Here is a 21,251-nt window from a genome sequence, read left to right on the forward strand (position 1 = left end):
ACCATCCAAGGTACCGTATCGCAAAATGAAAGAGAGGGATGGATTCGTGGATGAATATATTGAAATCGAAGGGGCCCGGGAGCATAATCTGAAAAATATTTCGCTCCGCATTCCCAAACGCAAGCTGGTCGTGCTGACGGGCTTGTCCGGGTCGGGCAAATCGTCGCTCGCAATGGATACGCTGCAAAAGGAATGCCAACGGCAGTACATGGAGTCCATGGGGATGGTGACGGACTTCATCAGCAAACCGCGGGTGGATTCCATCCGCGGCCTGTCTCCTTCCATCAGCGTCAGCCAGCATGTGACCAACAGGAACCCCCGGTCCACCGTCGGGACCGTTACGGAAATCTATACGTACCTGCGTGTGCTGTACGCCAAGCTTGGCGTGCGGGTATGTCCAGCTTGCGGTCAAAGCATTCACCCCGTCTTCGAAGACAGTCCAACGGTGTCCGAAGAAGTTCTTGAACCATCGGAAGATGCGATTGAGGAGCCTAAGCATATGCCCTGCCCGCACTGCCATGCCCCGATCCCGAAGCTGACGATGGCCTACTTCTCCTTCAACAAGCCTGAAGGAGCCTGCCCGACCTGCACAGGAATCGGCATCGTGACCGATATTGCCGTGGACCGGCTTTTGCAGGAAGACCGCAGTATCTTGGAAGGAGGCGTAACGCTCTGGGACGGCTGGGTTCGCGAATACTATGCGGACGTGCTGCTGGCGGCATCTAAACATTACGGTTTCCCGTACGAGCCGCACCTGCCCATCCGCGATTATGGCGCGATCGCACGCGACATGCTGCTCTACGGCGCAGCCAGTGAGCAGTTCCAGCGCCACTTCCCCGGCGTTAAGCCTCCCAAAACGGTGGGCCAGGGCAATTTTGAAGGCTTGATCACCCATTTGCTACGCAAGTACAGGGAACATGACGGAGACCCGGAAGAATCGGGCTCTAAAAAATGGGACCCGTACTTTATGAAGCAGACCTGCCCCGATTGCCGGGGATCGCGATTGGGGAGAGAGGGCCGGCTCGTTACCATTAGGGGTACGACTATTATCGAGGCGGCTTCTTACACCCTTCTCCCGCTCTATGCCTGGCTCAAGCAGTTGAAACAGGAGCTGCCAGGCGAAAGCCTGGCCGTATGGGAGCCCATTTTCAACGGGTTGGCCGACCGTATCCAGCGGCTGATCGACGTCGGGCTCGAATATTTGTCGCTAGACCGGAAGGCGAGCACGTTGTCCGGCGGGGAAGCCCAGCGGCTCCGGCTCGCTTCGCTGCTCGGTTCAGGCCTCACCGGCGTCCTGTACGTACTGGACGAGCCAACGGCCGGTCTCCATCCACGGGATACCCACAAGCTGATCCGGGTGCTGAAGCGGCTCCGCGATTTGGGAAATACCGTGCTGGTCATCGAACATGATACCGAGGTGATGAAGGCCGCGGACCATCTGATCGAGATTGGCCCCGGCTCCGGAAAAGAAGGCGGGACCGTCGTCGGCACCGGAACACTCGAACAGTTGAAAGCAATCCCCGAATCCGCTACCGGGCGGTATTTGCGGGAGGTGGACATCGCCGGCCCTCCGGTTACGCGGAGAGCGGGCAGCGGCAGCAAGCTTACGATTGAGCAGGCTTCCGCCCATAACCTGAAGCAGCTGACCGTCAGCTTTCCGCTCGGATGCCTGATTACAGTGACGGGGGTTTCAGGTTCAGGCAAATCCACCCTCCTCTTCGATATCCTCGAGCCTGCGGCAAAATCCCATCTTCGTTTGTCCGGCGATATGCCAGGCCAATACGAACGCATCACCGGCCTGGAGCTTATCGACAAGGTCATCGCCGTCGATCAAGCCCCGGTCGGGAAAATTTCGCGATCCAATATCGCGACCTACACCGACCTGTTTACCCCGATCCGCAGCTTATTCGCGGAGCTGCCTGAGGCCCGGAAACAACGGCTGAGTCCCAAGCACTTCTCCTTTAACACGCCTGGCGGCCGGTGCGAGAAATGCCGCGGCATGGGCACCCTGCAGCTGGATATGCACTTTCTGCCGGATGTCGAGGTGCGCTGCCCCGTTTGCCTGGGAAAACGGTTCAAAGAGAATGTGCTTGCTGTTCAGTACAAGGGCTTCAGCATTTCGGACATTCTGAACCTGACCGTCCTCGAGAATGCTGCCCTCTTCGAGGAGCCGGTAATAACCGACATGCTGAACCTGCTGGGTGAAGTGGGGCTCGGCTACCTGCAGCTGGGGCAGCCCACGACGACGCTGTCGGGCGGAGAAGCCCAGCGGATCAAGCTGGCGAAGGAGCTTGGCAAAAAAAGCAGAGGGCATACCTTGTACTTGCTGGATGAGCCCACGACCGGGCTTCATCCCAGTGATGTCCGGCATCTGTGCCGTCTGTTGAACAGGCTCGTGGACGCCGGCAACACGGTCATGGTGATCGAGCACCATCTCGATCTGATCGCCGCGTCTGACTGGATCGCCGATTTTGGACCCGAAGGCGGGGATGCCGGAGGGCAGTTGGTCGCGCAGGGTACGCCGGAAGACGTGGCGGCCGTTCAGGCCTCTTATACAGGCCGCTATCTGGCCGAGCATCTGTCACGCTGATCGCGTTTCCCCATCGCCATGGCTCCTGCAGCTTGCGCAGGCAAAAAAGAATCACCCTCAGTCACATGGACTGTGGGTGATTCTTCATATTCGGATCGCTTTGATCCGCTTATGTTCTATTGCACTGTAACGACCACCTTGGTCGATTTGCCGCCGAAGCTGACCGTGATCGTCGCTTTGCCTTTGCCGTTAGCCGTGATCTGGCCGTCCTTCACCGTGGCCGTCAAAATTTTGGAAGACTTCCAAAGGGCCGGCTTGGAGACATCCACATCGGTTCCGTCCATGTAGGTCGCCGTGGCCGCCAGCGTCAGCTTGTCGCCGACGTTCAGCGTCACGCTCACCTTGTCAGTCTGCAAATATTTCAGCGTATCCACTTCGACCGGAATCCGGACCGTCTTGTTGCCGTACTTGGCCGTCACTGTCGTTTTGCCGTAAGCGGCGGCGGTAATGACACCGTCGTTAACCGATGCTACTTTATAATTTCCGGTTTTCCATTCCGCCTTGGACGTCACGTCTTTGGTGCTGCCGTCGCTGAACGTCACTTCCAGCTTGACGGTGGCCGTTTTATCCTTGGCTTTGCCTGCCGTCTTCAGCGATACTGCGGTCTCGCTCGCCTCAATGGCGGAGATGACGTCGACTTCCACCGGGATCGTTACTTTCTGTCCGCCGTACTCAGCGGTAATGTTGGCTTTCCCGCTCTTCAGACCGGATACCAGGCCATTATTGTCTACCCCGGCAACCGTGGAGCTGCTCGACTTCCAGGACGCTTCCTTGGTCACGTCCACCACCGTACCCGTCGCATCCTTCGCGGTCAAGGTCAGCTGCTTCTTGTCACCGGCGGACATGATCACGAGCGTATCCGACGCTTTCAGGTCGCTGACCAATCCGACTTCCACGGTCATCGTGTACGATTTGCCTTCGTACTTGGCCGTAATCGTCGCGGTGCCTGTCGCCACGCCGGTGATGAGTCCATTTTCATCAATGTCGGCAATATCCTTTTTGTTTGTGCTCCATTCTACCTTGTCCTTGGACGAGATCGTCTCGGCTGCACGGTCCGCACCGTAATCCAGCACGATGCTCGCCTGGTAAGTGGCGTCCACCTTCAGGGACAGCTTCTTCACCGGCAGCGAGATGCTAAGCGGCATGTCGACCGCTACCGATGTCGTTACCGTCACTCCGCCGTAGGTGGCGCTGACTTTGGATTCCCCTTTTTTGAAAGCCGTCAAATTCCCGCCGCTGACAAAAACGACGTCCTCATTGCTGGATTTCCACACGGCTTTGCTCTGAACCTTCTCGGTTTCCCCGTTCGCATAGGTAGCGATCAGGTCCAGCTGCTTCGTCTTCTCACCCGTCAGGCTCAGCGCAACCTTCTCGACCAGATCGAGGTGGCGTGGCACGTCGACGTCGACATTAATAGCCACGCTCTTGTCCCCGTATTTGGCGGTGATGATCGCTGCGCCCGGCGCGATGGCCGTGATAACGCCTTTGTTCACATAAGCGACCTTCTCGTCGCTGGAAGACCATACAGCATCTCCTGTAATGTCCACCGGATCCTTGTCCGGATACACCGCTTCAACCTTGATCGGCTGTGTGGTGGAGTCCCCTGCATGAAGGAAAATATCCTGCTTGTCCGCCTTCAGGCGGACCGTCTTGTCGACATCGACCTGAATCGTTGCCGTTTTCGTACCGTACTTCGCCGTAATCGTCGCGGTTCCCGGACCGTAAGGAGTAATCTGCCCCTTAATGACGTCCGCCACGCCTTCGTTGCTCGACGTCCACTCGGCGTCGGCCGCAACGTTATCCTTGGTTGTGCCATCCGGATAGGTCGCTTTCAGCGTCACTTGCACCGGCGTCTTCTCGCTCAGCAGCATGGACACCTGCGCAGGGTCCGCATCGAGCCGCTTCACCACTTCTACGCTCACCGGAATCGTTACGGTCTGCTTGCCGTACACCGCCGTCAGCGTAGCCGTACCCGGACCCACCGGCGTCACCGTTCCGTTCACGACCGTCGCCACGCTGGCGTTATCCGTCGACCAGTCCGCTTTGCCGGAAACTTCTTCCGTATTGTTGTCTGTATAAGTTGCGGTCAGCTTGATCTGGGGCTTGTCCCCCAGCTTCAAATCCAGGCTCTGCACATCTTTCGTAAGCGCCTTGACCTTCTTCGTTACGGTCACCGACACCGACTCGGATACGTCCCCGAATACGGCTGTTACCGTTGTCGTACCTTCGCTCTTCGCGGTTACGGTACCGTTATATATGGTGGCAACTACGTTGTTCGAGCTGCTCCAGCTCGCCTTTACCGTCAAATCTGCCGTTGAATTATCCGAATATACACCCGTCGCGGTTACTTTCGCCGTATCGCCGATTTCAAGGGTAAGCTCATTTTTGGACAAAACCAGCTTGGTCAAATCCGCCGTGGCAGCCCAGGTCGTTCCGGCATAAGCCATGCACAGCACCATAACCAGCGACATGACCAGTACCCTTTTTAATCTGATTCGCAATGTAAATTCCCTCCAATTCCCTTATTTTGAGTAGAAACAAAAAAAGACCCTACCTCCCATATCGGTCAGTCCAGCCAAAAATGTTAGTTTTTTGGAGATTTTCTGCAATTTTTTGATAAAAACCGCCGTTTGATTCTGAAATTTGCGCGTCACGCACGCTAAAAAGGGGTAATCCTCTAATTGGTAAACTTTCTAGCGAAACCTGTACGGGGGTCATGGCGTCTAATTAAGATAGGAGGTGCCATAAGCGCATGATCATTCCTGACCATGAAATCATTGAAGAAGCCAACTACCTGGTGCAGGAGCATTACGGGGAAAGAAACCCGCTGAGCGTCACCATCGGCATTCTGGAGAACGGGGACCATTTTTACACCGGCTGGGGACAACCTCCGGGCTTCGATTACGCATCAGCCATCTATGAAATCGCATCCGTAACGAAAGTTTTTACGACCTCACTTCTGTGTATTCTGCAGCGTCAGGGCAAACTGCAGCTGAAGGATACCGTAGGCCAATACATACCTGAAATCGCCTCTAACACCAAAGTCAGCGCCATCACGCTGGAACAGCTCGCCACGCATACCTCCGGACTCCCCCGGCTGCCGGTCGGTCTCAAGCAGACCGTCACCGACAAACTGAACCCGTACCAAAACTACACCGAGCAGCATCTGCTGCAGGACCTGCAGAAAACCAGGCCCTCATCGGGAGGAAGCTTCGAGTATTCCAATCTCGGCGCAGGCCTGCTTGGACTGATCTTGAGCCGCTGCACCGGCCTGAGTCTGGAACAGCTTATGCGGGAAGAGATCTGCGGACCGTTATTTATGGAGGACACGGTATTTGAACTGAATGAAGAGCAGCAGTCCCGTCTCCTCCCGGTGTATACAGCCAACGGCAAGCCGGTTCCCCACTGGGATTTGGGCGTTCTCGCCGGCGCGGGAGGCTTGCGTTCCACGGCGCGCGATCTGCTCCAATTTGCAAAAGCGAACGTCGGCATGGGCTCCGCCCCAATCACGGCCGCGCTTCGCGACGGTCAGAAGCCCCGCCACCGGGTGCGCCGCGGCGAGGACGTCAGCCTCGGATGGATGGTCAAAACCGGCATCTACCACGACCGGATTCACTGGCATAACGGCGGTACGTACGGCTCAAGCAGCTTCCTGGGCTTTCACATGGAAAAAAACACGGCGGTCGTCGTGCTGTCCAACAACGGCAGTTTTGCGATGAAAATGCTGTCCATGATGAGGCCGCAGAAACGGCATGTGGACGAGATCGGTTTCCAGCTGTTCAAGCAGCTGACCAAAACGGTCTATTAACCGGTCTAACCGCATCCTCATGTAAAAAATCCTTAATAAAATATACAGCCAAAAAGGCTGCCTCCCGGATTGCTCGCAAGCCCGGTTGTAGGCAGCCTTTCTTCTTCTAACAGCCTTTATTCAATTCCAGGCGCCTTGCGGCGAGCGCAGCGTTTACGCCTTTTTATCCGTCGGCACTTGGCAGGAGCCGTCCGTGCAGGAGAGGTCATCCCCCTCAGCACTATTCCCCAGCAGCGTTAACGGATGCTCCTCTTTCCAGATATTGTCCAGCGCTTCGGCAAACACCTGTGTCGGCTGGGCGCCGGAAATGCCATATTTCTGGTTGATGACGAAGAACGGCACGCCGTTGATGCCGAGTCGTCCCGCATCTCCCTCGTCCTTGCGGACATCGTTCGTGTAAGCATCGCTCTCCAGCATGGAGGCTGCCGCAGAGGCGTCCAGCCCGATTTCGCCGGCTAAGCGCGCCAATACCGCACGGTCTCCCAAATGTTCCGAATCGGTGAAGTACGCCTTGAACAGCCGTTCCGTCATCTCATACTTCTTCCCGAACTCCCCGGCCCACTGCGTCAGACGATGCGCATCAAACGTATTGGTCGGGACCAGCGTATCGAAATTGTATGTTAGCCCCACCGTCTTGGCCTGCTCGGTCATATTGTCGTTGGCCGCCTTGGCCTGTTCCCAGCTCATGCCGTACTTGGAGGCCAGGATGCTGTGAATGTCCTTATCGTTGTCTTTCGGTGCGCCCGGGTCCAGCTCGAAGCTGCGGAACACAACCTCGACTTCATCCTTGTGCGCGAACGGCTCGAGGGCAGCCTCAAAACGGCGCTTGCCGATATAGCAGAACGGACAGGCAAAGTCCGACCATACTTCGATTTTCATATGCAAACCTCTCCTTTTCGGGTGATGTTCTTTGGTTGGTAAACTGATACTTTTTCCATCACAGTAAGAGTCAAAAGAAAAGCAGTCACTCAGCTGTAACTGCATCAGGTACATTATATCGCGATTACCGGGAGCGCGCAACCTGCCTGCGCCGATCTCCCGTTATATCCAGCTTCCTTAACCTCCCGGTTAACCGGTTGTCGGCACTGTTGCCGGCACGGCCTCCGGTCCGTCCTGCGGTTCGATCAGCGCATGCTTCTCCCACGCCCGGCTCCGCCAGCGGAAATACATGATGACGGCACGGGCCCATTCGTCCGCGGCAATGGCGAGCCACACGCCGGCAAGGCCCATGTGAAGCTTGAATATGAGGAAGTATCCCAGCGGCAGAGACATGCATACCATAGACAATAGCCCCATGTAGACCGGGAACTTGGCGTCCCCCGAAGCGCGCAGCGAGTTGATGATGACGATGTTGACGGTGCGGCCGGTCTCCAGCACGATGCTGAGCAGGATGACCTGCGCCCCCATTTTGATAATGAGTGCATCGTCCGTAAACAAGCCCATCAGCGGAACGCGGAACAGAATAATGATCAAGTCGATGACGATTGTCGCGGCCAGCGCCCACTTCACGCTCTGGAACACCCGGGTGTAGGCGTCCTGGTTGCGTCTTTCACCGACGTAATGGCCTACCATAATGGCCGTGCCCATGCCGATCGCCATGCTGAACAAATAGATGTACATCGAGATGTTCACGGCATACTGCCGGGTGGCCATCGCCTCTGCCCCAAGGTAGGTGACGTACAGCGTGAAGGTCAGCTGGCACATTTGGTATACGATGCTTTCCAGAGCCGACGGAATGCCGACATTCAAAATTTTAAGCACAAATTTCTTCGACAGACGGATGTAATAACGCCATTCCACGTGCACTTCCATGACCCGGTACAGCAGCCAGAAGAAGATCAGCAGGCAGACCAGGCGGCTGAATACCGTCGAGATCGCCGCCCCCTGTACGCCCAGCGCCGGAAGGCCGAAATGCCCGAAGATCAGCGCGTAGTTCCCTGCCACGTGAATGATGTTCATCAGAAGCGACACGACCATCGTTTCTTTGGTGAACCCGTGGGTCCGGATCGTTGCGGCAAGGGCGTTAATGAGTGCCTGCAGGAAAATGCCGCCTCCGACGATCTGGATATAAGACTGGGCATACCCGTAAATTTCCCCGGTAACGTTAAGCAGGCGCAGCATCATTCCGCCGAAGGCGAGAAAAATAACGCTTAGGAGCACCCCTACGGCCAGGTTCAGCGTGATTGCATTTCCGGTCACCTGCGCCGCGTCGCTGAGCTTTTTGGAGCCCAGGTACTGGGCCACCACGATCGCCGCCCCGCTGCCGATCACCTCCAGCACGAGGATGGCGATGGATATAATTTGGTTAGCGGCGCCGACGCCGGAGACGGCATTGTCGGAAACCGAACTGAGCATCAATGTATCGACACTGCCCATCAGCATGAACAGGAACAATTCGAGAAATATAGGCCAGGTGAGGCGGACAAGACTGAGCCGTTTTTCTGACCGTGCAGAAGGCTCTTGAACAGTTGCGGTCATGAGTCAGAATTCACCTTTCTTTCAAACGTATTCTTTGAAACAAAGGTATGTTAGCACAGTTTTCATGAAAATACATGACATTTAACAGAAAAACACTGAAAATTTAATATTCTTTTTTTGGTAAGCCCTTACTTCCCTAAAAATGACCATTATTCGTACCGGGACAGCAGTTCAGCGAGTTTTTCGCGGATCAGACCGACCAGTGCCTGAGGCTCTTTCACAGTCGCATTCGATCCCAAGCCAATAAAAAATTGGGCGTAAAACGAAAGGTCATGCTCCGGAATCATTCCGTCCACCCAGCCGGTCCCATCCTCGCGGATATGCAGCTTGGACTCCAGCCACAATTCTCCCTCGCACCGTTCCACGCCTTCCGGGGTCAGTTCCACATAGCAGCGAAGCTCCGCCGAGTCCTCCCCGTGAAATGACTTCCGATTCCCAAGATGCACATGGCTGAGGTCGGCCGCTTCAAGGCCGGTTGTATCTTCGGCGGCATCGGTAATCCGGTCGCAGCGGAACAGGCGGAAATCCTTCCGCTGGAAGCAGTACGCCGGGCAGTACCACAGTCCCTGGCTGGCATAGATGCCGATCGGCTGGATCTGCCGAATCGAGCTGCTGCCGCGGGATTCGTAAACGATGCGCAGCACCTTCTGGTTCACGGCCCCGTCCAGCAGTACGGACAAATGGGGCGCACCCGCCCGCCGGGACGGGGTTATAAAGTCGACCCGGTTCTTCATCCGGTCGATCCGGTCGCGCACATCCCCGGGCATGTAGTGGTAGAATTTCTGGAGCGCGGACGAGCTCTCCGTCTCAAACGGGATATGGACATAATGCCGGAGACCGTGCACCGCGAAAAAAATCGCCACCGCCTCTTCCTCCGTAAAGGCGATCGGGGGCAGGATCCGTTCCTTCAGTACTTGGTAGCCGCCATGCGGCCCCACTTCCGAATATAAAGGGACGCCGAGCTCGCTCAGCTCCTGCAGGTCCCTTAAAATCGTCCGGGTGGACACCCCGAACTCGTCGGCCAGCTCCTTGACTTTGAAGCGGCGCATCCGGTTAATCGTCATCATCAGGTCGAGCAGTCTTTTGGATTTGGACATGTCGGCACTCCCGTTACTGGATTTGGCGGTACACACCATCGGAAACAAATAGGGTCGGTGACAAACCTTGTCATTATTATAAACGACTATAGGAATCTGCCCAAAACATCGGCCACAGCCCCGATTCCTCGTACCCCGCAGGATCATGGAAGGGCTGCCCATTTTTCTGCTATATTAGTGTTATATTTCATAACATATCGCTGTGAAACAGCGGAGGATAGTGGTATTGAGCAGCTAATAAAGTGAAACATGTCTTTTTCCAATCCGAAAGTCACGTCGCTAACCGGCATAAGCCCGATTTTTTGCTTGAAATCATGAAGATTTCCATGTCAAATGTAACCTTTTATGACAGGTAACGCTTACAAGCCTGAAATTTAGTATTGATTATTTGCAGACCATCCACTATGATAATGGCAACAGGCAGGAGATGAAAGTTAAAGCACTTTAACTTTTAAGATTATAACCCGCTATTATAAATAAATATTTAGGGTTTAATTTGTCCTATAAGTTAAAGCGTTTAAACTTTTTTAAACTTTGTGAGAAAGGTTGATGCTCCCGTGACCCATCGCGAAAGCAGGCGGCAGACGCTGTACATGTATCTGTTTATTTCCCCCTGGCTCATCGGCTTTCTGGTTTTTGCCCTGTATCCCATCTTGTCCTCGCTTTATTACAGCTTCACGGACTACGACATCATTCACCCGCCCCAATTTATCGGCCTGGCCAACTATGCGGAGATGTTCGGCAATGATCTGTTCTGGAAATCCGTCACCGTGACGCTGAGGTATACGCTCATCAGTGTGCCGATCCAGCTGCTGCTGGCCCTTGGATTCGCCCTGCTGCTGAACCAGAAGATCCCGCTGCGCGGATTTTTCCGGACCGCGATGTATTTCCCGAGCATGGTATCCGGCGTGGCGATGTCACTGCTCTGGTACTGGATTTTCAACCCGCAGATCGGGCTGTTCAACTACATGCTCTCCTGGTTCGGCATCAAAGGCCCGGCCTGGCTCATGAACCCGGACACGGCTCTATACGCCTTGATGATTATGTCCTTCTGGACGGCAGGCTCGGGCATGATCCTCTTTCTGGCGGGACTGCAGGGCGTTCCGGCGAGCCTCGTGGAAGCCGCCAAACTGGACGGGGCGGGACGCTTCAAAATTTTTCTCCATGTCACCCTGCCGATGATCTCGCCTGTACTGCTGTTCCAGCTCATTATGGGCATGATCGATTCCTTCCAGGTGTTTACCCAGGCTTTTGTCATGACCCAGGGCGGCCCGAACTACTCTACCTGGTTCTATGTCTACAACCTGTACACCAGCGCCTTTAAAGAGTACCGCGCCGGCTATTCCTCCGCCTTGGCCTGGGTGCTGCTCGTCGTCGTCATGCTTTTTACCGCGCTTGTGATGAAGCTGTCGAACCGATACGTTCACTACGAAGGAGGCAAACGCTAGATGAGTACCCTTCCGGCCGCCGGCCCGCACGCGGACAACGCCGCCCCCAAGCGGCGGCGCAGCACTGACCCCGTAGGCATTGTCAGCTTTATCGCGCTGGTCGTTACCACCTTTCTGATGCTGCTGCCCCTGTTCTTCATGGTATCGACGTCGCTGAAGTCGAAGAAGGAAATGCTGAAGTTTCCGCCGACCTTTCTGCCGGAAAGCTGGCAGTGGAGCAATTACAAGGAGATTTTCGATACACTCTCCTTCGGCACGATGTACATGAACAGCCTGATTATCGGCGTTCTTACCGTGATCGGAACGCTGCTCTCCTCAGCGCTCGCGGCCTACGGCTTTGCCAGATACCGCGGCAAGGGGAGCAACACGTGGTTCCTGCTCATGCTGAGCACGATGATGCTGCCCTACCCGGCCATCATGATTCCCCAGTTTATCCTCTTCTCGAAGCTGAACTGGATCGACACGTTCCTGCCGCTGATTGTCCCGGCGTTCTTCGGCTCGGCGTACAACATCTTCCTGCTGCGCCAATTCTTCTCGACGCTCCCTGAAGAGCTGTTCGACGCCGGGCGCATCGACGGCTGCAGCGAGTTTCGCATGTGGCGCCAAATCGCCCTCCCGCTTTCGGGACCGGCGCTCGCCACCGTAGCGATCTTCGCCTTCATCTACAGCTGGAACGATCTGTTGACGCCTGTGCTGTACCTGAGCTCCACCGAGAAATTCACACTGCCGGTCGGTATGGCATCCCTGACGTCATCCCGCTTCCGGATTCCACCGTGGCACCTGCTGATGGTCGCCTCCGTGCTGGCCATGCTGCCGATCGTGACGCTGTTCGCTATAGCCCAGAAGCGGTTCGTGGAGGGCATCGTGCTCACCGGGATCAAGTAGTGGCACGGATCTATTGGAAGACCCGTCGTCCCGGCAGTCATCCTCAAGCGCCACCGGGGCGCCGTCGAAGCCGGCATGCTGCAAGCACCTTCCCCACAGGACTAGCAAGCCGGCTTTTACTTCAACAAGTTCAGACAGCAGCAGCACCCATTACATGAAGGCAATGGAGGTATCGGTTCATGAACAGGAACAGGAAAAGATCAGGTTTTGCCCTTCTTCTGACGACGCTAATGCTGGTTGCGGCCGCGCTGTCCGGCTGCAGCGGCGGCAAATCGGCGGGCGATGTGGTTTCCGGAGGCGAGAGCTCCGCAGGGGGCGATAAAGGCGGCACAGTGACGATTACCCACTACACGATCGACTCGGAAGACCGCACGTTCGTCGAGAAGCTGATTCCCGACTTTGAAGCAAAGCACCCGAATATTAAGGTCAAGGTCGAAAAAGCGCCTTACGAGCAGTTTGACAGCAAGCTCCAGACGCTGATCGCCGGCGGCAAGTCCCCGGACGTCACCAGCCATTACGGCTACGGCGGATTTGCCGAATATTACAACAAGGATATGCTGCTGGATCTGACGGACATCATCCAGGAGGACGGCTTCAAGGCGGAGGATTACGGCATTCCGGACAACCTGATGAGCATCTACAAGGTAAAGGACCGTACTTACGGCATTCCGGTCAATATGTATGTCACGCTGATGCTCTACAACAAGGATATGTTCGACGCGGCGAAGGTGCCTTATCCGCCAAGCGATTATGAAGACAAGAGCTGGACGTTCGACAAAATGGTCGAAGACGCCAAGAAGCTGACCGTTATTTCGGACGACATCGCCAAAACCCAGTACGGCGTGGACTTTACCTGGGCTGAGCGCGATAACCGCCCTCTCTACTTCGGCGCCGAGCCTTATTCGGAAGACACCTGGACCAACGGCGGCGTTCCTTCCGCTACCCATTTCGATTCGCCGGAAGTGATCGCAGCTTATAACAAGCTGTTCGGTTTGATTTTCAAAGAGAAGGTCTCCCCGACGACCGAGTGGAGCAAAAGCGTCGCCGGTCAGAACGGCGATCCCTTCGTCGCCGGCAAAATCGGCATGTCCGTCGGCGGTTCGTGGAACCTGGCGGGGGCCAACGATTTTCCGTTCAAAGTGGGCGTAGCGGCCGTGCCTTGGGGCGGCAACGACAAGGTGCGCAGCACGCTGTACGTCGATCCGCTCATGATCCTGAAGGGTTCCAAGCATCCGAAGGAAGCTTTTGAATGGATCAAGTATCTGGTCACCGCCGACGTGCAGGAGAAATCCATCGAGCTCAGCGGAGGCAATCCGCCGGTGAACACGCAGGCAGCAGAAGCTTATTACCAACATTTTGAGGGCGTCGACCCGCAGGATATTAAGAACGTATACGAAGGCGCCATTAAATACGGCTTTGAGTCCTATAACCACCTGATCACGAATTACTCGCAAATCAACGACATGTTCATTAATGAGATGCAGCCGATCGAAAGCGGGCATAAGACGGTAGAAGAAGTCATGCCGACGATCCAGAAGAAGCTGCAGGAGATCATCAAGCGGTAAACGGAAAATTTGTGGAACATGAATAGAGAAATTTCCCCTTCCATCGTAAAAATGTCCTCCTCGGTGGAGCGGGCCATCATTTTATAATGTAGATATTCGATTCAATTCGGTATACCTTTTTACGACGTATCGGCGATCGGATGCCGTCCTCTGCGCGGCGGTATCCGGTTTATGCCATCCCATGCTTCGCGGACAGACTTCCGTCCATGTATACTAGGGATAAGTTTATAGGTTCGGAAAAATCTGCCCAAGGAGAAATGAGAGATGAAAGTAAGTATTTTTGACGTTGCCAAAAAATCAGGACTGTCCGTTGTAACGGTATCCCGTGTGTTGAACGGGGCCGAAACCGTCCGGGAAAAAAATCGGCAGAAAGTGCTCGATGCGATCAAAGAACTGGGATACCACCCGAACGCCGCCGCCCGGAGCCTTGCCCGCGGGAAAACCGGCATCATCGGCCTTATTGTAACGACCCTGCAGGATTCCTTCTTCGATGCCGTTGTCAAAGAGCTGAACGAAGTGTTAGCGCTTCACGGCTACTACCTGGCCATTTCGGTATCGACGGGCATCGGTTCGGACGAGAGCCATTACCTGATTCAGGAGGACCGGGTGGACGGGCTCATTCTGCTCTCCCCCATGGAAGAAGACAACTATATCGTAGAATTAAAAAAACGCGGCATTCCATATGTACTGATCGACAATCAGAAACCGGAAAACGACAATTTCTCGGTAACGATCGACAACTTCAAGGGCGGCTATGCAGCGGCAAGCCATCTGCTTGATAACGGATATACGTCCATCGCCCATTTGTGCGGACAGGAGATGTTCCGAAGCACCCGGGAGAGACGCGACGGATTTATGCAGGCGCTGTCAGAGCGGGGGCTTGCCCCCTTTGAAATCGTAAACGGAGACTTTGAAATCGGGTTCGGCTATGAAACGGCCGTACGGTGGCTGAAGGAAGGGCAGCTTCCGCAAGCGGTCTTCGCCGGCGACGACAATATCGCCCTCGGCGTGGTGAACGCGCTGATGGAAGCGGGCGTTCAGGTGCCCGGCCAGGTAGCCGTCGTTGGCTATGACGACCAGACAATATCCTCCCAGCTTCATCCATATCTGACGACGGTACGCCAGCCGGCGGACCGGATCGGCATCGCCGCAGCCGACATGCTGCTGAAGCGGATCGACGGTACGATGAAGCGCGGAGCCAACTTGAAAATCGATCCGGAGCTCATCGTCCGGGAGTCGTCCGTTCCTGGGCGCCGAGCCTGACTTTAATTACCCGGCTCCGGATCATCATGTACAGCAATAGCATGAATTGATCATATAGGAGTGACGACTATTGGCTTACTATTTGGGAATCGACGGGGGAGGCACCAAAACCTATGCCCTGCTCACCGACGAACAGGGGCAAGTGCTCGGCAAAGGCCAGAGCGGCAACGGGAATCACCAGATTGACGCCGCCGTGGCCGCCGAGAGCATTCGCAGCGCCGCTTTCGGTGCCATCGCCGACGCCGGGCTGCAGCTTGCGGACATCCGCCACGCCTTCTTCGGCCTGGCGGGAGCCGACCGTGAGCCGGACTACCGGATCCTGCATCCCATGATCCGAAATATGGGCTTCACGGATTATTCGGTCGACTGTGATACCGTCATCGGCCTCCGGGCCGGGACAAAACGGCCGTACGGGGTCGCCCTTATATGCGGCACGGGCACCAATGCCGCCGGCCGGAATCCGCAAGGCAAGCATGTGCAGTGCGGCGGCTTCGATTACATGTACGGCGATTTTGGCGGAGGCGGAGCCCTGAACATCGAGGTGTTCCGCTCCGTCATCCGCGCCTGGGACGGACGCGAGCAGCCGACGCAGCTGACGCAGCTGCTGTTGTCCCTGCTGGGATATGATACCGTCGGCGAGATGTTCGACGATTTCTACGACAACCAGCGCAGCGTGCCCGTAGACGCCGCACGCCTGCTGTTTGCAGCTGCTGCCGGTCAGGATGCGGTGGCGCTGGAAATTTTGAACCGCCAAGGTGTGGAGCTCGGCAAATCGGCCGCTGCCGTCATCCGCAGGCTCGGTATGGAGAACGAGGCCTTTGATGTGGTGCTTGCCGGCAGCCTGCTGACGCGGGGTGACCGCGGATGGATCCGCGGCCCGATTGAGCAGGCCGTCCGAGCCGTTGCACCAGCGGCCTCGGTCGTGACGCTCGCGACGGAGCCGGTCGTCGGCGCCGTGTGGGCGGCCATGGAGGCGGACGGTCTAACGATTCCGGAACAGGTCTATGAGCAGATGCGGCTGTTCCGCGATTTTGAACATATTCACCAAACTACCCGATAGGAGTGAAGGATCATGACTTCAAAGCAGGGGTTGAAAATAGCAGTAATCGGCGGGGGCTCCTCGTATACGCCGGAGCTGGTGGAAGGGTTTATCCTGCATCACCGCGAGCTTCCGGTCCGCGAGCTGTGGCTCGTCGATATCGAGCCAGGTCTGCGGAAGCTGAACATCGTCGGCAGCCTGGCGAAGCGGATGGTTGAGAAATCCGGGCTGCCAATCGAAGTGCATCTGACCACCGACCGCCGCAAAGCGATCGAGGGCGCCGACTTCGTCAGCACCCAAATGCGCGTAGGCATGCTGGATGCCCGGGGACGCGACGAATCGATTCCGCTCAAGTACGGGGTCATCGGTCAGGAAACGACCGGTCCCGGCGGCATGATGAAGGCGCTGCGGACGATCCCGGTCCTGCTCGATATTTGCCGGGATATGGAGGAGCTGGCGCCAAACGCCTGGCTGCTTAACTTTACCAATCCGGCCGGCATGGTCACGGAAGCCATCCTGAAATATTCCAATGTCCGCAGCATCGGGTTATGCAACGCGCCCATCGGCCTGATCAAGCAAACCTCCGCCAAATACCAGGTCGCTCCTGACCGGGTCTACGCTGAGTTTGTGGGTCTGAATCATCTTCACTGGGTCACCCGCGTCGATGTCGAAGGCGAAGACAAACTCGATGAACTGCTCGCCGATACCGCCGGCTACAGCGCTTCGAATGTGCCGGCCCGCGAATGGAATCCCGAGTTCCTGCAGTCGCTGCGCGCCCTGCCTTCCTATTATTTAAAATATTTTTACATGACGGACGCGATGCTGGAAGAGCAGCTCGAGTCCTTCCATCAGGGCATCAACCGCGCCGAGGTCGTGAAGCGGGTCGAAGAGGAGCTGTTCGAGCTGTACAGCGACCCGGATCTGAAGGAGAAGCCGAAGCAGCTGGAACAGCGCGGCGGCGCCTTTTACTCCGAAGCCGCCGTCAACCTGATGCGATCGCTCTATAACGGCACCAATGACATTCAGACGCTGAACGTGGCCAACCGCGGGACGCTGCCGTTCCTGCCCGAGGACGCCAGCATTGAGGTCAACTGCGTCGTAACGAAGAACGGGCCGCTCCCGCTGCCTGTGACGTGCATCCCGCGGATGGCCGTCGGCCTGATTCAGGCCGTCAAAACCTATGAGCAGCTCGCCATCGACGCCGCGGTCACCGGTGACCGCGGGCTGGCGATCCAAGCGCTGGCCCATCACCCGCTTGTGCCGTCGGTCGAAGTAGCGATCAAGATGCTGGATGAGATGCTGGAGGCCAACAAAGAATACTTGCCGCAGTTTTTCGGAAAAACACCGGCTCATCCCTGAGGCAGAGGGATGGTCTCAAGGGATGAGCGGATGATCGTGACGCCTGTCTGCGGAAGACCCGTTCTCCTTTTCCGTGAAAATAAATGCAGATTTGCATTACTTCCGCTGCAAAGCACACAAAAAAACCTTGAACGGCACGTTCCCGTTCAAGGTTTTTTCAGTCCGCGCCGCAGCAGCGGCACGCTGTGAAGGCGGCCCAGTGGCCTGGTGGCCGCCTCCCAGCCATGCTCTGCGGCGTCCCCGGCGTCACAGCCCTGCCGAGGCGTCCGTCGAGCTGGCTTGGCTGGCACGCGTGTGTCGGCGCACCAGCAGCACGTAGCACAGCACGGCGCCGACGTCCGCGCAGGCGATGACGATGCCCATCGGCAGGGCCGAGGTGCTGCCTCCGATGCCCACGAGCGGGCTGACGATCCCGCCGAAGATGTAGGAGAGCAGCCCGAGCAGCGCCGAGGCGCTGCCTGCCGAGCGGCCGTAATCCTGCAGAGCCAGCGAGGAACCTGCGGTTCCGACGATGCCGACGCAGGATACGACCACGAACAGCGGCGGCAGGATCGCCGCAAGGCCTGCCCCGGCGGCGAGCAGGATCAGCAGCAGCATGCCGCCGATCGTCGCCAGGGTAATGCCGGTCACGAGCAGCTTCTTCTCGCTGACGCGTCCGGCCAACCGGCCGGTGATCTGCCCCGCGATAATGATGCCGAGTCCGTTCGTGGCGAAGATCACGCTGAACATTTGCGGGGATACCCCATAGATTTCCTGCAGCACGAACGGCGAGCCGGAAATGTACGCAAACATCGCGGCCGATATAAAGCCTGAGCTGAGCGCCAGGCCCATGAACTTGCCGTCGCGCAGCAGCTTGCCGAACGTCTTCACCATGCCCAGCGTCCCGCCGCCGGAGCGGTTGCCGGGCGCCAGCGTTTCCGGCAGTCCGAGCATGACGGCCAGCAGCATGGCGACCCCGATGGCCGTCAGCACGATAAAAACGCCGCGCCACGAAGTCACCTGAAGCAGCTGCCCTCCCAGGATCGGCGACAGAATCGGCGCCGCTCCATTCACCAGCATCAGCATGGAGAAGAACTTGGTCAGCTCGCTCCCGGAGTACATATCCCGGACGATCGCCCTCGAAATGACAATGCCCGCCGAGCCGGCAATGCCCTGGATAAACCGGAGCAGAATCAGCAGCTCAATCGACGGGCTGAAGGCGCACAGCAGCGAAGAAACCCCGTACACCACCATCCCGATCATCAGCGGCGTGCGGCGTCCCCTCACATCGCTGATTGGCCCCGCCAGCAGCTGGCCTACCGCAAGCCCGATGAGGCAGGACGTCAAGCTGAGCTGGGTCAGCGAGGCCGTCGTGTGCATCGACTTGGCCATTTCCGGCAAAGACGGCAAATACATATCAAGCGAAAACGGACCGAAGGCTGACAGCGCCCCCAGCACAATAATCATCCAGACCCGGTTCGCGCCCGGTCCGGAAGCAGCTGCGGCCGCAGAGCCGCCTGCCTTCGCATCCGTATGTGTGCGTTTATTCATAAGTTCTAACTTGTTCCCCCTCTGTGTTCCCTGCTCCGATGCATGGCCTTTATAAAGTGAATTCTCTTCACTAGAAAGATTGAACTAAAGTATAGAGTATCATATTTCCCCCGCAAAATGAGCGGCTTGCCTATATTTCCAGAAGCATCGTCCTCCCCTTCAACTGTCCCCCCCATACCGCTATCCCCATTTCCTTGGCGCTCGTTCATCCCGCCTTTTTGGCAGCTTACGTCTACAAAGAAAAACAGCCTGGCCAAAGAAATTTGGCCACGCTGCGGCGTCTTGCTAACAACGTTTAACGACATACTTTTTAAGAAGACAGACTGCGTTAAGCGGAAGTGTTTCCTGCGAGATAAAGAAGTTTTGCCCGGGAAGTTAATACTTTCTTATCTCCAAACATAAACATAACCCGTTAACCCTTGATCCCGGACAGCGTAACGCCCTCGATGATATACCGTTGACCGATAATATACACAATCAGCACCGGAATCAGCGCAATCGAGGCGCCGGCCATCATGAGCGTCCAGTCCGTGGAATACATGCCGCGGTACAGGTTCAGCATCATCGGGACGGTGAATTTTTCGGGAGTGTTCAGGAAAATGAGCGGATAGAAGAAGCTGTTCCACATGCCGAGGAACGTGAAAATGCCGAGCGCCGACAAAGCCGGCTTCACCAGGGGCAGCATGATCCGCGCATAAATCGTCCAGCGGTTGGCACCGTCCACGATGGCGGCCTCCTCCATCTCCTTCGGAATGCCTCTGAAAAACTGACGCAGCAGGAACACGCCGAAGGCGTTAAACAGCGCGGCGGGCACAATGATCGACAAGTGCGAGTCGAGCCAGCCGATGCTTTTCATCATCAAATACAGGGGAATGATCGTGACTTGCCCCGGCACCATCATCGTCGCCAGGAACAGGACGAAGAGGGGCTCCCGAAAAGGAAAGCGGATCTTGGCAAACGCGTAAGCCGCCATCGAGCAGGTGAACAACTGCGAAGCAACGACGATGATGTTGATATAGAAGCTGTTGAAATACGCCCTTCCGAAGGGCAAAGCCGTTAACGAGGTTTTGAAATTGGACCACACGAACGGATCGGGAATCCATTTGGGCGGCACGATAAAAACTTGGGACAGATCCTTGAGCGAGCTGAGCAGCATCCAAACAAACGGCAGTGCCATAATGCACGCGCCGATCAGCAATATAATATGAAGCAGGACGGTGGACAAACGTAGTCCTCTGGTCTGCATGCGTTCTCCTCCTTATCCGGTCGATTCTAGTCCTCGTAATGGACCCAGCGTTTGGACATTTTCATTTGGAACAGCGTCAGCGCCAAGATCATAATGAACAAAATGACTGCGGTCGCCGTGCTTTTCCCGAACGTAAAGTCCACGAACGCCGAATCGTAAATGTGAAACACGATCGTATAGCTCGCTTTCGCGGGCCCGCCGGAGGTCATGACGAACGACTGGTCGAACACCTGAAACGAACCGATGATCGTCATAATCGTCACGAAAAAGGTCGTCGGAGACAGCAGCGGAACGGTTATATTGACAAACTGCTGCCATTTGCTGGCGCCGTCAATCTGTGCCGCTTCGTAATAGCTGGCGGATATGCCCTGCAGCCCGGCCAGGAACAAGACCATATTCCCGCCAAGCCCCATCCAGACGCTGAGCATGGCGATCGACGGCATAACAAACCGCGTGTCGGTCAGCCAGCGGGGACCATCGATCCCGAACCACTCCTTCAAGTAAAGGTTGATCAACCCGAAATCGGCGTTAAACAGCCACATAAAGACGACGGCGACCGCCACGGACATCGTAATGTTCGGCATAAAATAAATGAGTCTGTAGATCAGCTTGCCTTTTACACGGTTCAGGCCCACCGCGATGAGCATCGCCAGAATAATGCCCGTAGGCACGGTAAGCACCGTATAATACAGCGTGTTGACCACGGCGATCCGGAAATCCTCATCCTTGAACGTGTTGATGAAGTTATCCAGTCCGACAAACTGCTTTTCCCCCATCCCGTCCCATTTCATCATGCTGAGCACGAAAGCCGAAATCAGGGGAATTAAGGAGAACAGCAGCAGTCCGACCAATTGGGGAAAAATAAAGACATAGCCCCATATGCCATCCGATGTCTTGCTCGTCATAGCGGTCTTCCGTTTGTTGTCCGGCTGCAAGGCCGGCG

General features: G+C 56.3%; 15 protein-coding genes. 8 read left to right on the forward strand and 7 right to left on the reverse strand.

Annotation, left to right across the window (positions count from 1 at the left end; genetic code table 11):
- Nucleotides 1-46: 46 nt before the first annotated feature.
- Nucleotides 47-2,590 (forward strand): excinuclease ABC subunit UvrA, encoded by a 2,544-nt coding sequence (gene uvrA, locus GCU45_RS15195; protein WP_152399531.1) that lies wholly within the window; start codon nucleotides 47-49, stop codon nucleotides 2,588-2,590.
- A 116-nt stretch (nucleotides 2,591-2,706) separates the two neighbouring features.
- Here the strand turns inward: uvrA and GCU45_RS15200 are convergent, their stop codons facing one another.
- Nucleotides 2,707-5,091, reverse strand: a complete 2,385-nt coding sequence (locus GCU45_RS15200; RefSeq protein WP_244364083.1) for an Ig-like domain-containing protein — start codon at nucleotides 5,089-5,091, stop codon at nucleotides 2,707-2,709.
- A 251-nt stretch (nucleotides 5,092-5,342) separates the two neighbouring features.
- Between GCU45_RS15200 and GCU45_RS15205 the strand changes: the two genes are divergently transcribed.
- The gene (locus GCU45_RS15205) at nucleotides 5,343-6,398 is read left to right on the forward strand and encodes a serine hydrolase domain-containing protein (protein ID WP_152399532.1); all 1,056 of its coding nucleotides are present in this window, start codon (nucleotides 5,343-5,345) and stop codon (nucleotides 6,396-6,398) included.
- Between the two features lie 153 nt (nucleotides 6,399-6,551).
- Here the strand turns inward: GCU45_RS15205 and GCU45_RS15210 are convergent, their stop codons facing one another.
- The 3 genes from GCU45_RS15210 to GCU45_RS15220 form a co-directional block, all read right to left on the reverse strand.
- On the reverse strand, nucleotides 6,552-7,277 hold the full coding sequence (locus GCU45_RS15210; protein ID WP_152399533.1) for a DsbA family oxidoreductase: 726 nt from the start codon (nucleotides 7,275-7,277) through the stop codon (nucleotides 6,552-6,554).
- Nucleotides 7,278-7,466: 189 nt separating this feature from the next.
- Nucleotides 7,467-8,876: an MATE family efflux transporter gene (locus GCU45_RS15215; RefSeq protein WP_089549268.1), complete on the reverse strand. Its 1,410-nt coding sequence runs from the start codon at nucleotides 8,874-8,876 to the stop codon at nucleotides 7,467-7,469.
- A 149-nt stretch (nucleotides 8,877-9,025) separates the two neighbouring features.
- On the reverse strand, nucleotides 9,026-9,973 hold the full coding sequence (locus GCU45_RS15220) for a helix-turn-helix transcriptional regulator (RefSeq protein ID WP_152399534.1): 948 nt from the start codon (nucleotides 9,971-9,973) through the stop codon (nucleotides 9,026-9,028).
- Between the two features lie 557 nt (nucleotides 9,974-10,530).
- Here GCU45_RS15220 and GCU45_RS15225 point away from each other — a divergent pair.
- The 6 genes from GCU45_RS15225 (at nucleotide 10,531) to GCU45_RS15250 (ending at nucleotide 17,532) form a co-directional block, all read left to right on the forward strand.
- A complete protein-coding gene (locus GCU45_RS15225; RefSeq protein WP_244364085.1) occupies nucleotides 10,531-11,421 on the forward strand; it encodes a carbohydrate ABC transporter permease in 891 nt (296 codons plus the stop codon).
- Nucleotides 11,422-12,306 (forward strand): carbohydrate ABC transporter permease, encoded by an 885-nt coding sequence (locus tag GCU45_RS15230; RefSeq protein WP_089549270.1) that lies wholly within the window; start codon nucleotides 11,422-11,424, stop codon nucleotides 12,304-12,306.
- 179 nt (nucleotides 12,307-12,485) lie between these two features.
- Nucleotides 12,486-13,871, forward strand: coding sequence for an ABC transporter substrate-binding protein (locus GCU45_RS15235; RefSeq protein WP_152399535.1), 1,386 nt, complete (start codon nucleotides 12,486-12,488; stop codon nucleotides 13,869-13,871).
- A 264-nt stretch (nucleotides 13,872-14,135) separates the two neighbouring features.
- On the forward strand, nucleotides 14,136-15,134 hold the full coding sequence (locus tag GCU45_RS15240; RefSeq protein WP_152399536.1) for a LacI family DNA-binding transcriptional regulator: 999 nt from the start codon (nucleotides 14,136-14,138) through the stop codon (nucleotides 15,132-15,134).
- Nucleotides 15,135-15,204: 70 nt separating this feature from the next.
- Nucleotides 15,205-16,194: an N-acetylglucosamine kinase gene (locus tag GCU45_RS15245; RefSeq protein ID WP_152399537.1), complete on the forward strand. Its 990-nt coding sequence runs from the start codon at nucleotides 15,205-15,207 to the stop codon at nucleotides 16,192-16,194.
- 12 nt (nucleotides 16,195-16,206) lie between these two features.
- Nucleotides 16,207-17,532 carry a 6-phospho-beta-glucosidase gene (locus GCU45_RS15250; RefSeq protein WP_152399538.1) on the forward strand — a complete coding sequence of 442 codons (1,326 nt, stop codon included), beginning with the start codon at nucleotides 16,207-16,209 and terminating at the stop codon, nucleotides 17,530-17,532.
- Nucleotides 17,533-17,778: 246 nt separating this feature from the next.
- Here GCU45_RS15250 and GCU45_RS15255 read toward each other — a convergent pair whose 3' ends face one another.
- From GCU45_RS15255 to GCU45_RS15265, 3 genes are all read right to left on the reverse strand, one after another.
- A complete protein-coding gene (locus GCU45_RS15255) occupies nucleotides 17,779-18,978 on the reverse strand; it encodes a multidrug effflux MFS transporter (RefSeq protein WP_244364629.1) in 1,200 nt (399 codons plus the stop codon).
- A gap of 496 nt (nucleotides 18,979-19,474) precedes the next feature.
- Nucleotides 19,475-20,308, reverse strand: a complete 834-nt coding sequence (locus tag GCU45_RS15260) for a carbohydrate ABC transporter permease (protein ID WP_076173020.1) — start codon at nucleotides 20,306-20,308, stop codon at nucleotides 19,475-19,477.
- A 26-nt stretch (nucleotides 20,309-20,334) separates the two neighbouring features.
- Entirely contained in the window at nucleotides 20,335-21,213 is an 879-nt protein-coding gene (locus GCU45_RS15265) for a carbohydrate ABC transporter permease (protein WP_145027462.1), read from the reverse strand.
- Between the last annotated feature and the right edge of the window lie 38 nt (nucleotides 21,214-21,251).

The sequence above is a fragment of the Paenibacillus cellulositrophicus genome (assembly GCF_009363095.1).
GTDB lineage: Bacteria > Bacillota > Bacilli > Paenibacillales > Paenibacillaceae > Paenibacillus_AQ > Paenibacillus_AQ favisporus.